Below are 14,427 nucleotides of genomic sequence, written 5' to 3' on the forward strand. Positions count from 1 at the left end.
CTTATTCTGTTTTGATGATATTGCTCGTAAAGAGATGCTTGACTTTTTGCTGTGACCCGGGATAAAAGGTCTTGTTTTGGCCTATGACTGTCAGTCCGTCTATGAACATATTTTCCACAGAGGCGTTGTCGTTCATTCTGAACAGGGCGTTGCCGGGCATGGAGCCTGCCACCTGGAAATTGCGTATCACCAGATGGTCAATGGTGTCCGCGATATCAAAATAGGTGTGGGTCTTCCTGTCGTCATATACGTACAGGTCTTCTATGGTCAGCATTTTGATGTGGGTGGGATTGTTGGCGTCAGACGGCAGAGACCTCATGTAGTGTCCGCCTGTGGTCACTATATAGTGAGGCTCGTCTCCGTGATAGTGGATGTTGCGGAGGACCAGATCGTCTATGTTGCCTCCCAGCTTGAAGAGAAAAGGCTTCATATAGTCGTATTCGATGGAGGTGCAGTGCAGATCCACCGTGTCTATGACGATGTTCCTGTAATTGCCGCCGGTGCCCTCGAACCAGGGATTGATGATGAAGCCGAAGCCCTTGAAGGTGCCGGTCACGTTTTTGATGAGCACTCTGTCCAGCTCTCCTTTACCCTGACACAGCAATCTGATGCCCTGATCGGCGTTGTTCAGATGTACTCCGTCTATCATGACGTCGGTGATGGAGGACACTCCGTCTCTTTCGTCAGGAGCTATGGCTATGAAGTCGTCGCCGGAGGTGCCGGTCATATTGGTGATATTCAAAAAGCGGCCCGGTCCGAAGAAATGAAAGCCATCCTGATTGTTGGCGTGCATGTAGTCGTCGAGAATGATGTTGATGTTCTCCACGTTGACGAATTCATAGTTGGCAATGAGGGCGGTAAAGGTGCGCTGATTCCTGATGGTCATATCCTTCATCAGCAGGTTTTCCACACCGTAGAGCTCGAAGGCCATGACCCATTTTGAGGGGATATAGTCCGAGTCGTTCTGCTTGTATATGCTCAGCTCGTCTTCGGGGCAGGGCACGTCGTGCTTTTGCCCCTTGGCGTTGTGATTCCAGGTGCCGCCTATGAGGCTGATGTTTTTGTCTCTCGCTTCCGGGCTCGAATTGAAGGATGCGTGCTTGTTGCGGATGATGGCGCAGTTGCTGTCGTCCTTCAAAAAGAAGCCGCAGGCCGGGTTCACGCACTCGATGGTGGTATTGGGCCATACGGTCAGGCCGGTGACCAGAGCGGCTCCGTCCATGACCAGCTTCAGGGGAGCGCCGTCGGAGGCCATATCCAGCAGAGCCTGCAGGGCAGCGGTGTCATCCGTGCCTCCGCCCTTCACCACGTCCGAATCGAGACGGGCGTATTTGCTGGCATAATATACGCTGTTCCTGGCGCAAAGGGGCAGTGACAGGATGAAGAGTATCAGTATGGCAATGCACAGTCTCATTTATTTGTCCTCGATATTGATATTGTTTTCCACCAGCTTTTTGACGTTGCCCCTGATATTGGGACCGTATATGTCGGTGAGACCCCGGGAGTAAAAGCCGTTGATGATGAGGCGCTCTATGTCGGCTCCCTTTTCAGCAGTGATAAAGCTGCCTCCGGAGACCTCTTTGTTGACCACTATATTTTTCAGCAGCAGATTTCGGACGGGGACCGGGTCTCCCATAAAGGCGATATAGTCCTGCACGTTGGGGTCATCCTGGATATACACGTTTTCCATGGTGAGATTGTTGATCCGGGTAGCCGAGGGACCCACGAATCCCGATCTGACCTCCAGCAGGTGGTGGGGATTGTCGCCCTTGTAGTGTATGTTTTTCAGGATCATGCTCTCTATATTGCCACCCAGGCTGAACAGGAACCTGGACCCGGGATAGCGGTCTTTGGTGCATTCGAGAGCCACGGTGTCTATGACTATATCCCTGTAGCACCCGCCCTTTTTGGACTCGAACCAGGGGTTGATATAGAAGCCAAAGCTCCTGTAGGTTCCGGTGACGTTCTTGATCAGGACCCGTTCGAGAGTGCCTTCCTCTCTGCACAGCAGCCGTATCCCCTGATCCGAATCGTTCAGGTGGACGCCGTCTATCATGACGTCTGTGATGGAGGAGACCCGGTCCCTCTCATCGGGAGCCACGGCGATAAAATCGTCTCCCGCGGTGCCGGATATATTGCGTATATTCAAAAACTGTCCGGGCCCGAAGAAATGAAAGCCGTCCTGATTGTTGCCGAATATGTAGTCATTGAGGACTATGTTGACGTTTTCCACGTTGACGAATTTGAAATTCGCTATGAGAGCGGTGAAGGTGCGCTGATTCATGATGGTCATATCCTTCATCAGCAGATTTTCCACTCCGTAGAGCTCGAAGGCCATGACCCATTTGGTGGGCATATAATCCTCATCTCTGACCTTGTATATGCCTACTTCGTCTTCGGGGCAGGGCACGTCATGCTTTTGCCCTTTGGCATTGTGGTTCCAGGTGCCGCCTATGAGGCTGATGTTTTTGTCTCTCGCCTCAGGGTCGGCGTAGAAGTCGGCGTGCCTGTTGCGGATGATGGCGCAGTTGCAGCCGTCCTTCAAAAAGAAGCCGCAGCTCTGATTCACGCACTCTATGGTGGTGTTGGGCCATACGGTCAGACCTGTAATGAGCGCCGCTCCGTCCATGATGAGCTTGACGGGGGTGCCGTCGGAGGCCTTGTCCAGCAGGGCCTGCAAAGCAGCGGTGTCATCCGTGCCTCCGCCCTTGACCACGTCCGAATCGAGCCTGGCGTAGTCGCTGGCTGTAAATATCCTGGCAGGTCCGGCAAAGGCGGCTGCGGAAAGCAGCAAAAGGGTCAGGGTCAGCATCAATAACATAGCTTTCAATTCTCACCTCGGTTTACAGAATGAATGCCGGCAGGGCGCCGGCCGATAGTTAGCTCTATTTCATTATAGCATACAGAGCCCCCGTCGTCGCCATATACGGGCAGAAATAATGTATTTCCCGCGATAATTTACTCTTTGTCAGGTATCCCGGCAGGCTTTGCCCCTCTGCGGGTAGATTCTTTTGGCCGGGTCTGTTATAATGTGTATAGACAAGGCCCCGGAGGCCGGTCATATTTTGGATCACGCAAGGAACCGACATGAAGAAAAAGGTATATCTTATCGCCAACGCCCACATAGATCCCGTATGGCAATGGGAATGGGAGGAGGGAGTGGCTGCCACCATTTCCACCTTCAGGACCGCTGCCGATCTGTGCGACGAATTTGACAACTTTATTTTTTGCCACAACGAAGCAGTATTGTATAAATGGGTAGAGGAATATGAGCCCCATTTGTTCCGCAGGATACAGGATCTGGTCAAACAGGGCCGATGGAAGATCATCGGCGGCTGGTATCTGCAGCCGGACTGCAACATGCCCTGCGGGGAGTCATTTGTGCGTCAGATACTGCTGGGACGCAGATATTTTGACGACAAATTCGGAGCCCGTCCCACCACAGCTCTCAATTTCGATCCCTTCGGGCACACCAGAGGTCTGGTCCAGATACTGAAAAAGAGCGGTTACGACAGCTACGTATGCACCCGTCCCTCTTCATCCCAGCTGGGCAAAAAGGATTCGGAGGCGGATTTTGACTGGATCGGCTTTGACGGCTCCCGGATCAGAGTGAGAAAGGCGACAAGCTATGGCTCGGGTCTCGGCCACGCCGTTGACAAGATCAGGGCTGAAGTTTCTCTCTATGAGGCAGACGACCATATAGTAGTTCTCTGGGGGGTAGGGGACCATGGCGGAGGCCCGTCCAGACAGGACATCAGGGCCATTAACGAGTTCATCGCTGCCGGTGAGTGCGACGCCCGGCACTCCTGGTTCGAGGAATTCTTTGAGGCTACCGGAGACCTGCAGGTCCCCGAGTGGAGCAGGGATATGAATCAGTTTGCCGTAGGCTGCTATACCAGTATCATCAGGATCAAGCAAAAGCACAGAGAGCTGGAAAATCAGCTGTATTCCACCGAAAAGATGCTCAGCGCAGCCTATGCCGCCGGACTTATGGATTATCCCGCTGCCGACCTGCTGCAGGTGCAGGAGGATCTGTGTTTTCTGGAATTCCACGACTCGCTGCCCGGGTCGTCCATACAGGCGGTGGAGGAAATGTGCCTCAGACTGGCCGATCACGCACTGGAGATCCTGTCCCGTCTGAAGGCCAGGGCCTTCTTCGTCCTTTCCGCAGGGGAGAAAAAAGCTGCCGACGGCGATATTCCCGTACTGGTCTACAATCCCCATCCCGTCAAGCTCAACTGTCAGATCACCTGCGAGATGATGCTGGCAGACCAGAACTGGACTGACGGGGAGTTCACAGCTATCCACGTGTACAAGGACGGACGGCCCGTGCCCTGTCAGAATATCAGGGAAGCGGGCAACATCAATCTGGACTGGCGGAAGAACGTGGCCTTTGAGGCGGAGCTGGAGCCTTTTTCCGTCACCCGATATGACTGCAAGCCCGTGCTGGAGCCCAAAAAGGAAGTCGTGCCTGTGTATGACAACGGTATGATAGTCTTTGACAACGGCGCCCTGCACGCGGAGATAAACACCCGCACCGGACTGATGGATTCCTACAGGATAAACGGCAGGGAATACCTGCGGCGCAACGCCTTTGAGCCCCTGGTCATGGACGACAACGACGATCCCTGGGGCATGACCGTGGAGTCTTTCAGAGACCTCATAGGCAGATTTACCCTTATGAGCGACAACAGGTCCACCCTGTTTTCGGGCGTCCGGAAAGGCGTCCTGCCTGCTGTCAGGACCGTGGAGGACGGGGACGTGCGGACTGTGGTGGAGGCTTGCCTGGAATACGGCGACTCGGCTATATGCATGACCTATTATCTGCCCAAAAAGGGCACCCAGACAGAGGTGCATCTGCGGGTCTATTGGAATGAGAAGAACAAGTGTCTGAAGCTCAGTATCCCCACCTTGGATACCGACAGATACGTGGGTCAGACTGCCTTCGGAAAATACGACCTGAAAAAAGACGGACGCGAAACGGTGGCTCAGAGATGGACGGCAGCCCTGTCTTCCCGGGGCGACGCTGTCACTCTCATCAACGACAGCACCTACGGCTCTGATTATACGGACGAGGACGGCATCAGGATCACTCTGCTGCGCTCTGCCAGCTATACCGGGCATCCCATAAAGGACAGGCCTATCTCTCCTCAGGACCGCTTTACCCACAAGATCGATCAGGGAGAGCGGAATTTCCGCTTCTGGCTCAACGCCGGCGATGCATCCGAGCGCATGGAGCTGATAGACAGAGAAGCCGCCTTTGTGTCCGAAAAGCCCTTTGCTTTGTCCTTCTTCCCTTCGGGCGAAGGGGAAAAGCCTGCCGGATTCATGACTCTGTCCGACAGTCCCGTGGTGCTCTCCTGCGCCAAAAAGGCCGACAAAGGGGAGGGGATCGTGGTCAGGCTCTGTAATCCCTGTGAAAACCCGGTCTCCTGCCGGCTCACCATGGAGTGCTTCGGTCTCGGCGAGACTCTCAAATTCGAGCCTTTTGAGGTCAGGACCTTTGTAGCTGAAAAAGGCTCACTGAGAGAGACAAACATGATAGAAGAATAGATACGTGAGGGCGAAGGCTTTTTCGCCCTCTTTTTTATTGCGCGGCGCTTCGTGAAATGGTATAATAAATATATAAGCTGCCAAAGAAGTCTGCGATGTTCAAATTCAGTCAATACAAAGCGCACCTGCTTTTTGTCATACTGCCGGTCATCTTCATTCTGTCCATGATCGTCACCTTTTTGGTGAGAGTGTCTCTGGACGTGTGCCGGAATTCAGCCGTATGGGTGTCACGGATAGCCTCCGAATACCTGGATACGGAAGTCCGTGTCGACAAGCTGAGCCTGGTGTGGCTTGACCGGGTATATCTCCGGGACATCACTTTGTATGAGCAGCATTCCGACCGGATCCTCCTCACGTCTTCTCAGGTCACCGTTAATCTGTCACCTGCCGCCATATTTTCCGGCAATTATATCAGCAGTATCCAGTCCGTGACTGCAGAAGGTATATCCGGCAGCGTAAGGCGCCTTAAGGACGGCTCTTCCAACATTGACTTTCTGATACACCGTCCCCAAAAGAAGGAAAAGAGCGATCGTCTCAGGACTGTGATCTACGTGCGGAACGCAGACGTTGCGGTCTCGGATGAGATCACGGGCATGAAGGAGCATTTTACCCGTCTTTCTTCCCGCGTCAATATGCAAAGGCCCGATTCGGTGTCGGTGAATTCCAGGCTGGATATGGAATGCGCCCGGAACCTGTTCGTGGTATTTCAGACCGATACTCTCACCGGCAGGTATTCTCTGGACACCAATATAGGGTCTCTCGATCTTTCCCGTCTTGCTCCTCTGTATCCTTCCGGCGCCACCCGTGTCTCCGGCAGCGTGAAGGGCTATGCAGGCGTCTCAGGCAGGCTTGCAAAGCTGTCCGAGCCCGAGCGCGTTTCCTGCAGCCTCAAGATCGCCAATGCGGGAGGCGCTTATTCCGGATATTCCCTGGAGGGACTGTCCGGGTATCTCCAATGCAGGAACACCCGTTCCGTGGTCTATCTGAACGGCGCTGTCAACGGTATCCCCTTTACAGCCAAGGGCACCGGTCTTTCTGTCAGCCGGGATCTGTTCAGACCTGCCCTGGAAATGTCCGTTTCTCTGAGAAAGGTGTCCCTCGCCGGTGTCAAAAGCCATATCCCCGCTCTTGCAGCCCTGAAAAGCCTGCCCTCTCTCGGCGGCGAAATGGATATGTCCCTTGTGCTCAAGGGGACCCTGCAGGACCCGACAGTCAGAGTCAGGACCAGGATAAGGAACGGCTCCTTTGCCGACTACCGGTTCAGAGACAGCATGGTGTATCTGGAATACGGCCACAGCACCGTGAACACGGAGATCAAGCTGAAGCTTGATGATTCGTCTGTGTGGCTGTGCGGGACCTGCGGAGGAGTAAGTCTCTCCCGTTTTGACCCCTCAAAGACCCGTCTGGCCCTGAGAGGCAATCTGGTGTGCAATGACGTGTCGGACTATCTGCCCGACAACCCCTACGGCATCAGCGGCAAGGTCATGTCCGAGTATTATGTGACCGGCTCTCTGACAGATCCCCGGGCAGTGGCCAACCTGAGCGCTCTCCGGTCCGGCTTTTTTGTGAACAAGCAGGAGATCAGGGACGTGGAGCTCAGCACTGCCGTGTCCTATGACAAGGCCCGGGGGATCACATTTGACAGGCTCATCATCAAAAACTTTCTTGACGCCAATATCATGCTCTCCGCCGAGATAAAGGACCCTTCCCACATCACCGGCAGGGCCTACGTCTCCGAGCTGCAGCTGTCCAGACTGATGGCCTTTTTGGGCAAGAGCGACGTGGATATCAGGGGCGATCTGGCCTTTGTGGGAGGCTACAAGCTCCGCTCCGGTCAGGTGTATCTCAACGGTGAGTGCGAGCTGTATGATTTCAGCTACAACACCTACAAGATAGATTATCTCAATTGCCTGTTTGATGCTTCGCGGGATCTGGTCACTGTGAAGAATATGGCTCTTCTTGCCGTGCCTTCTCAGGTGGGCTTTTCCGGTATCATAAGAGATCCCCTCAGCTCCAGACCCACCTTCAAGGGTGATTTTGCCATCCAGAATGCCGACGCACTCACTGTGTGCAGGATCTTTGACTATACCATGACTACGCCTATGGAGGGGGTTGTAAACGGGACCCTTGCCATCAATGGTATGCTCGATATGTCCGGGAACCAATTCCGCTTCCGGGACCTGTCCGGCGCAGGCAGTCTGGATTTCAACGACCTGATGATAGACAAGTATCCCTTTGACTATCTGCACGTTGACGCCCTCGTATCCGACAACACTGTGTATTTCAATGATATCGACGGGCGGGCCTCCGTGTTCAACGCCATTGACGACAACAAATTCACCCGCGTGACCGGTAACGGCTATATCGACCTGAAGGACTATGGCGTAAAGGGCGACCTCCTGGTGTCCGACGTGAATATATCCGACTTCAGGGGCTATTTCAGCGACTATGTGAACGCCTCCGGACTGTGTGATCTGACTGTGTCAGTCGACGGATATATGAACAGCCTCAACGTCACCTGCAACGGCGCCTTCAGAAGGGTCACCTTCAACGGCAAAAACTATTCCAACGTGACACTCTCGGCGTCTCTCCTGCATTCCGAATCCGTCGCTCTGGATCTCTTTATGGAAAAAGACCCCGAGACGCTCCACCTCTATGCCGAGGATTACAATATCAGGACCCGGTCCGTGGGCCGGGCAGGCCTCAACGCCGACAACATATCTGCCATTGAGCTTCTGGAGCTGTATTCCATGTCTCCTCTGGGAGTCAAGGACGAGTCCAGAAAGTTCCTGAGCTATCTGCCTTCTCTCACAGGAGGGGATATCAACGCGGAGCTGGAGATAAACGGCAGCATAGACAGCCTGTCCGGAAAGGGTTCTCTAACGGGTACCGATATCATCTGCGGCTCCGAGCATATGCAGAATATGAATCTGGAGCTGGAGATGGACAAGGGCGTCATCAATATGCCCGATCTGACCCTGGAGTTCCCGGACATATACATCACAGCCGATGCATATCCTTTGTATGACAAGGACAAGAGGACTAACACCAATCTCAGCGTCATCAATCTGCCCGTATCCCGGGTGTCCAATTATACCTCTGTGAAGAATCTGGACGGTCTGCTGACCGTTGACGCTCTGATAGAGGGCCGTATCACTTCTCCTTCGATCTCGGCATCCCTGGACCTGCAGCACCCTTCCTACAACGGCATAAGGGTGGACCGCATCTCTGCGGGCAAGATAGTGCTGGACGGCGACAAGCTGGATTTTTCCAAGGGGCTCAAGCTGCTGATAGGCGACTACTCCGCAGTGGTATACGGGTCTGTGCCCTGGGACAGCGAGACCATGCGCCCGGACCGGGACGGCGAGCTGGACATTCATTTTGACATGGACAGGCAGAACCTGGCTTTTGCCGACACCCTCTATGCCTCCAATAGTACAAAGCCCTCCGACGGTATATTTGACTCTCACATCAGCGTCACAGGCTCCATAGCAAAGCCTGTCATCGAAGGATATGTGAATATAGAAGAAGGCACGGTGTGTCCCGCCGGGACCCTGACCCTGAACAATATCAACGGCAACGTGACCCTGTCCAACAACGGAGGAACTGAGCCGCTGCTGATCACCTTCAGAGACTGCAGCTTCTCGGACGACCAGGGCAAGCCCAACGCCTGCGTCATTACAGACGGCAGCTATATCAGGGTGGCCTCACTCCAGGACTCCGAGATGGATATCAGCTGCATCTTCGACGACTATCATTTGGACGCGGGGGGCATCACCTCTTATCAGGAAAAGATCAGAGGCACCATAAACGGCACTCTGACCGCCTCCGGGTCCCTGTCTGCCCCTCTGATCACAGACAACGGGACTCCTGTCACCGTGGACAAGCTGTATTGCTCCGTGGCCAAGCTTTCCCAGAAAACAGAGGAAGATACGGATATGGACGACAGCATCAAGGCAGCCCGGGAAAACACCGAGCTGATGGGCTTTGCCGGTCCTCCGCCTGCTCCCCGGCCTGCCAGGTCCTTCGACCCTGTCTTTGACATCAATCTCAGGGCAGACAACTGCGACATCAGGCCTCCCATGACCAAGATCAGCTGTGACACTTCAGCCACCATCAAAGGCACTCTCTCAGATCCGGACATAGCTGCCGACGGCGTAGTCCGGTCCGGCAGGGTGCTCCTGCACGTGGCAAGGCTGAGGATCAACAAGGGCTCCAACGTCAGATTTACCTACGCAGATCACACTCCCGACGCCATTCTGGACGCCTCTGCCTTCACAGACGTGAGGACCACGGACAAGCTGGGCATAAACAACAGCTACAGAGTCACCGTCAACCTGTCCGGCAGCATAAAGAATATGAACATGGAAATGACCAGCGATCCCGAAGGACTCAATGAGACGGAGATACTGTCGGCTATAGGCAAGTTCGGTATCAGCAAGAACGGTCTGACCGGCAATTCCTATGAATTCAATCCGGTGAATATGGCCGCATCCGTAGGCATTTCCACCATCATGTCGCCTATAGAGGACTTTTTCGTGGACACCATGGGCGTTGACGTGCTTTCCTTTGACTATATGGACAAGGAGTACGCCCTTGTGAATATAGAGAAGACCTTTGGCAAAAGATACTTTATATCCTTCTACCAGAACTTCCTCAACACAAACAGCTCCTCATCCCATACCGGCATCTCCAAGTGGGAGCTCAAGGCCGGCGCCAAGCTGTTCAACAAATACAGGCTCACTCTGGGTACCAACGACAATCATGAAGTCAAGGCCGAGATCAGCTTTGGGATGAGCTTCTGATGAAGAGCGCTGCTGTCGTAGCCGTCAATCTGCTGGCCCTCTGCGCCGTCATCAAAGCCGCTTCGCTGCCCATCCCGGCGGCGGCAGCCCTGATCCTGACCTGCGCTTTTGTATGCGGTCTCATTCAGCGGTTTTGGCTAAAGAGAGACGGCGTCGAAACGGGTCTGGCCATCCTGACGGGGCCTCTGGTGATGTACAGGACCAAGCCTTTTTTGGGCTTTTGTCTCATGCTCTGCGCCGGGGTCATCTTTGCGCTCGGCATGAAGCTTCTCAGCTCCAAAGCCAAATGATCCTGATTGACATCCGCATCCTTTTGTGATATCATAACATTTGTGTCTATGACTAAGAATAAGAGGGGATAAAATGGGTTATACAATAGCCGAAAAAATCATCAAAGACCACCTTATCAGCGGAGAAATGATACCCGGCAAGGAAATTGCCGTCAGAATAGATAATACCCTGACTCAGGACGCCACCGGCACTATGGCATACCTGCAATTTGAGGCCATTGGGATACCGAGAGTCAAGACCAGGCGGTCAGTCAGCTTTGTGGATCACAACACGTTGCAGAGCGGATTCGAGAACGCGGACGACCATGCTTTTCTGCAGTCCGTGGCCGACAAATACGGCATATGGTTTTCCCGGCCGGGCAACGGCATCTGCCACCAGGTAGAGCTGGAGCGTTTTGCGGTGCCGGGAGAGACTCTGCTGGGCTCTGACAGTCACACTCCCACAGCCGGAGGCCTGGGTATGTTTGCCATGGGAGCCGGAGGTCTGGACGTAGCCGCGGCTATGGCCGGAGAGCCCTTCTATCTCCCCATGCCCGGCATAGTAAACGTGGTCCTTACCGGCGCTCTCAGACCCTGGGTGTCCGCAAAGGACGTGATACTATGCGTGCTGCAAAAGCTCACCGTAAAAGGCGGGGTAGGGAAGGTGATAGAGTATTCCGGAGAAGGAGTAGCCTCTCTGTCTGTCCCCGAAAGAGCCACCATCACCAATATGGGTGCCGAGCTGGGCGCTACCACCTCCATTTTCCCTGCCGACGAAACGGCTCGCAAGTTCCTGAAGGCTCAGGGCAGAGAGTCTGACTACAGGCCGCTCTTTGCCGATGAAGACGCCTGTTATCAGGAGACCATAGAGATAGACCTTTCGGAGCAGGAGCCCCTGATAGCCTGTCCTCATATGCCCGACATAGTGAAAAAGGTCTCCGAGCTGGAAGGCCTGCCCGTGGATCAGGTCTGTATAGGCAGCTGTACCAACGGCTCTCTCCGGGACGTATTCGTGGCGGCCAACGCCATATGCGGCAGGACAGTGGCACCCAATACCAGTCTCACCATATCTCCCGGCTCCAAGCAGGTGCTGGAAATGATCACTCTGGACGGGACTTTAAACAAGCTCGTCACGGCTGGAGCCAGGATCCTGGAATCCACCTGCGGGCCCTGTATAGGCATGGGCCAGTCCCCCAGGACCAACGCTGTGTCCGTCAGGACCTTCAACCGCAATTTTGAAGGCAGGAGCGGCACCAAGTCTGCCCAGGTCTATCTGGCCAGCCCCGAGACAGCTATAGCTGCAGCCGTTTTTGGCAAGCTCACAGACCCGAGAAAGCTGGGAGAATATCCCGTGTTCGTACAGCCCGCAGAATTTTTGGTGAATGACAACTGTATCCTGCGGCCCTCGGACGATGGGGCAGGGGTGGAGATAGTCCGCGGTCCCAACATCAAGCCTCTCCCGGTGAACAACGGCTTCCGGGGCACCCTCGCTGCGCCTGTGGCCCTTAAGGCAGGGGACAACGTGACCACCGACCATATCATGCCCGCAGGCTCCAAGATACTGCCTCTCAGGTCCAACATACCCGCCATCAGCGAATACGTGTTCAATATGCTGGACAAGGATTTCGTCCCCAGGATCAAGTCTCTCGGCTCCGGGATCATCGTGGCCGGCGAAAACTACGGTCAGGGATCTTCCAGAGAACATGCGGCCCTGGCGCCCATGTATCTGGGCGTAAAGGCAGTCATTGCCAAAAGCTTTGCCCGCATTCACAGACAAAATCTGGTGAACTTCGGCATTATACCGCTCTTATTCGAAGACGCGGCTGATTATGACAGGCTGCAGCTCCTCGAAGAGTTGACCTTTGAGGATATAGACGGTCAGCTGTCCCGGGGGAACACAGTCACTCTGGGCCTCTCCGACGGAAGCGCCATGACTCTCAGGCATGACATGTCCGACAGAGAAGTCGCCACAGTCATAAACGGCGGCAGGCTCAACTCCATCAAGCAGAAGTATGCTGCAAAGAGCTGAACTCATGCCTTGCAAATGCACACCAAAAGTGTTATAATTTAATAGAAAGATATTATCATAATTGTATCGGGGTTTTTTATGGATAAATACGTATTTCTGAATAACGATTTCGTTACCAATGACAAAGCGGTCCTTTCCATATATGATCACGGCTTCATGTACGGAGACGGCATTTTTGAAGGCATCAGAGTCTACGGCGGCATTATTTTCAAGTGCAGGGAGCACGTGGCCCGTCTGTACAGAGGTCTGAAGGCTCTGGCTATAGCCATGCCTTTCGGCGAAGAGGAGTTTGCCGAAAAAATGAAAAAGCTGGTGGAGCTCAACGAGGTCAACGACGCCTATCTGAGAGTCACTGTCTCCAGAGGCGTGTCCCTGGGTCTGGATCCCAAAAAGATCACTACGCCTCCCACCATAGTCATTTCCACGGACAAGCTGTCCCTGTATCCTCAGTCCGCCTATGAGAACGGTCTCACGGCAGTCACGGTATCCACCAGGATAGGCAATCCTCAGGTGGTGGAAAACAGGATAAAGGCCACCGGCAAGTATCTCATCAACATACAAGCCAAGCTGGAGGCCAACATGGTCGGCGCAGGCGAAGGTCTGATGCTCACAGAGCAGGGCTACGTGGGAGAATGCACCGGTGACAACATATTTTTCGTCAAGAACGGCAAGATCTTTACTCCCGCCGCATTTCTGGGCATTCTGGAAGGCATCACCAGGAGCGTTGCCATCGAAGTAGCAGGCAAGCTGGGATACGAGGTGCAGGAAGGCATCTACACCAGATTTGATCTGTATACCGCCGACGAAGTGTTCCTGACCGGCACCGCTGCGGAAGTCATTCCTCTGGCCGAGCTGGACCACAGAGTCATCAACGAAGGCAAGCCGGGCGAGATCACCAAGAAGATGATCGCAGGCTTCAGACAGTACGTCAAGGATTACAGATATTAGGATCATACCGCGCCGGCCCGGCAGCCGGCGCTTTTATACACACACGCTGGTTAACATAACTGTTATTATACTGCGTTGCATCTCTCAAAATAAAAGGAGGAACTTGCGTTCCCCCGCCTTAGTTACCGGCCTGTACCGAGTCGATGGCTTCCTCGAGCTCGTAGAGTGTCTTCTTCGCCTGCTCGATGATATCCTTGACCTCCTGGGTCTTTTTGTGGGTCTTGTCCGGCATGATAGCCAGCTGCTCCTTTTTGGTCAGGATCTTCTTTCCGAGCTTCAGCTTCTTGGTCTTGACGAGCACTGTGATCGTCACAGCCGCTGCGCCCAGCACCGCTCCCGTGAGCAAACAGATCTCTTTGGTATTCATACTATTCCTCTGCCTGTTACAGGTTGTAGCGTCTTTCTGCGCCTTCGCCCACGTCGGTGCGCTTGGCTTCAAATATCCTCTTTATCTGAGAAAGTGTCTCGGTAGGATTGAAAGGCTTGATCATGTAGCAGCTCACGCCTGCCTGCCAGCCCACAAATACGTCGTCGTCATTGTCCTTGGCCGTAAGAATGATCACCGGGATATTTCTAGTAGCCGGATATCTTCTCAGAGTCTGCAGGACTTCAAAGCCGTCAAGATAAGGCATCATTATATCAAGTATCAGCAGGTCCGGTCTCTCGGAGACTACCAGGTTCAGAGCCTGCTTGCCGTCCGTGGCCTTCACTACCTCGTATTTTGCTTTTTCGAGAGTCTTCTCTATCAGACCAAGTATGTTTTCGTCGTCGTCAACAATAAGTATCTTCTTTGCCATACGAATCCTCCGTCAGTATCTCATAA

General features: G+C 53.9%; 9 protein-coding genes. 5 read left to right on the forward strand and 4 right to left on the reverse strand.

What is annotated here, in order from left to right; translation table 11 throughout:
- Position 1: 1 nt before the first annotated feature.
- Together IK083_01110 and IK083_01115 are read right to left on the reverse strand one after the other, a co-directional pair.
- Positions 2 to 1,414: a hypothetical protein gene (locus tag IK083_01110; GenBank protein ID MBR4748157.1), complete on the reverse strand. Its 1,413-nt coding sequence runs from the start codon at positions 1,412 to 1,414 to the stop codon at positions 2 to 4.
- The gene (locus IK083_01115) at positions 1,415 to 2,821 is read right to left on the reverse strand and encodes a hypothetical protein (GenBank protein MBR4748158.1); all 1,407 of its coding nucleotides are present in this window, start codon (positions 2,819 to 2,821) and stop codon (positions 1,415 to 1,417) included. It abuts the gene before it with no gap.
- 266 nt (positions 2,822 to 3,087) lie between these two features.
- Here IK083_01115 and IK083_01120 point away from each other — a divergent pair, with 266 nt between their 5' ends.
- From IK083_01120 to ilvE, 5 genes are all read left to right on the forward strand, one after another.
- Positions 3,088 to 5,553, forward strand: coding sequence for an alpha-mannosidase (locus tag IK083_01120; GenBank protein MBR4748159.1), 2,466 nt, complete (start codon positions 3,088 to 3,090; stop codon positions 5,551 to 5,553).
- A 95-nt stretch (positions 5,554 to 5,648) separates the two neighbouring features.
- Positions 5,649 to 10,358: a translocation/assembly module TamB domain-containing protein gene (locus tag IK083_01125; protein MBR4748160.1), complete on the forward strand. Its 4,710-nt coding sequence runs from the start codon at positions 5,649 to 5,651 to the stop codon at positions 10,356 to 10,358.
- Positions 10,358 to 10,648: a hypothetical protein gene (locus tag IK083_01130; GenBank protein MBR4748161.1), complete on the forward strand. Its 291-nt coding sequence runs from the start codon at positions 10,358 to 10,360 to the stop codon at positions 10,646 to 10,648. The genes IK083_01125 and IK083_01130 overlap by 1 nt, the downstream gene beginning before the upstream one ends.
- Before the next feature lie 73 nt (positions 10,649 to 10,721).
- The gene (locus tag IK083_01135) at positions 10,722 to 12,656 is read left to right on the forward strand and encodes an aconitate hydratase (GenBank protein MBR4748162.1); all 1,935 of its coding nucleotides are present in this window, start codon (positions 10,722 to 10,724) and stop codon (positions 12,654 to 12,656) included.
- Between the two features lie 78 nt (positions 12,657 to 12,734).
- Entirely contained in the window at positions 12,735 to 13,604 is an 870-nt protein-coding gene (ilvE, locus tag IK083_01140) for a branched-chain-amino-acid transaminase (GenBank protein ID MBR4748163.1), read from the forward strand.
- Between the two features lie 118 nt (positions 13,605 to 13,722).
- Here the strand turns inward: ilvE and IK083_01145 are convergent, their stop codons facing one another.
- Positions 13,723 to 13,971 carry a hypothetical protein gene (locus IK083_01145; protein ID MBR4748164.1) on the reverse strand — a complete coding sequence of 83 codons (249 nt, stop codon included), beginning with the start codon at positions 13,969 to 13,971 and terminating at the stop codon, positions 13,723 to 13,725.
- Positions 13,972 to 13,987: 16 nt separating this feature from the next.
- Positions 13,988 to 14,401 carry a response regulator gene (locus IK083_01150; GenBank protein ID MBR4748165.1) on the reverse strand — a complete coding sequence of 138 codons (414 nt, stop codon included), beginning with the start codon at positions 14,399 to 14,401 and terminating at the stop codon, positions 13,988 to 13,990.
- Between the last annotated feature and the right edge of the window lie 26 nt (positions 14,402 to 14,427).

It is taken from the genome of Abditibacteriota bacterium (assembly GCA_017552965.1).
GTDB lineage: Bacteria > Armatimonadota > UBA5829 > UBA5829 > UBA5829 > RGIG7931.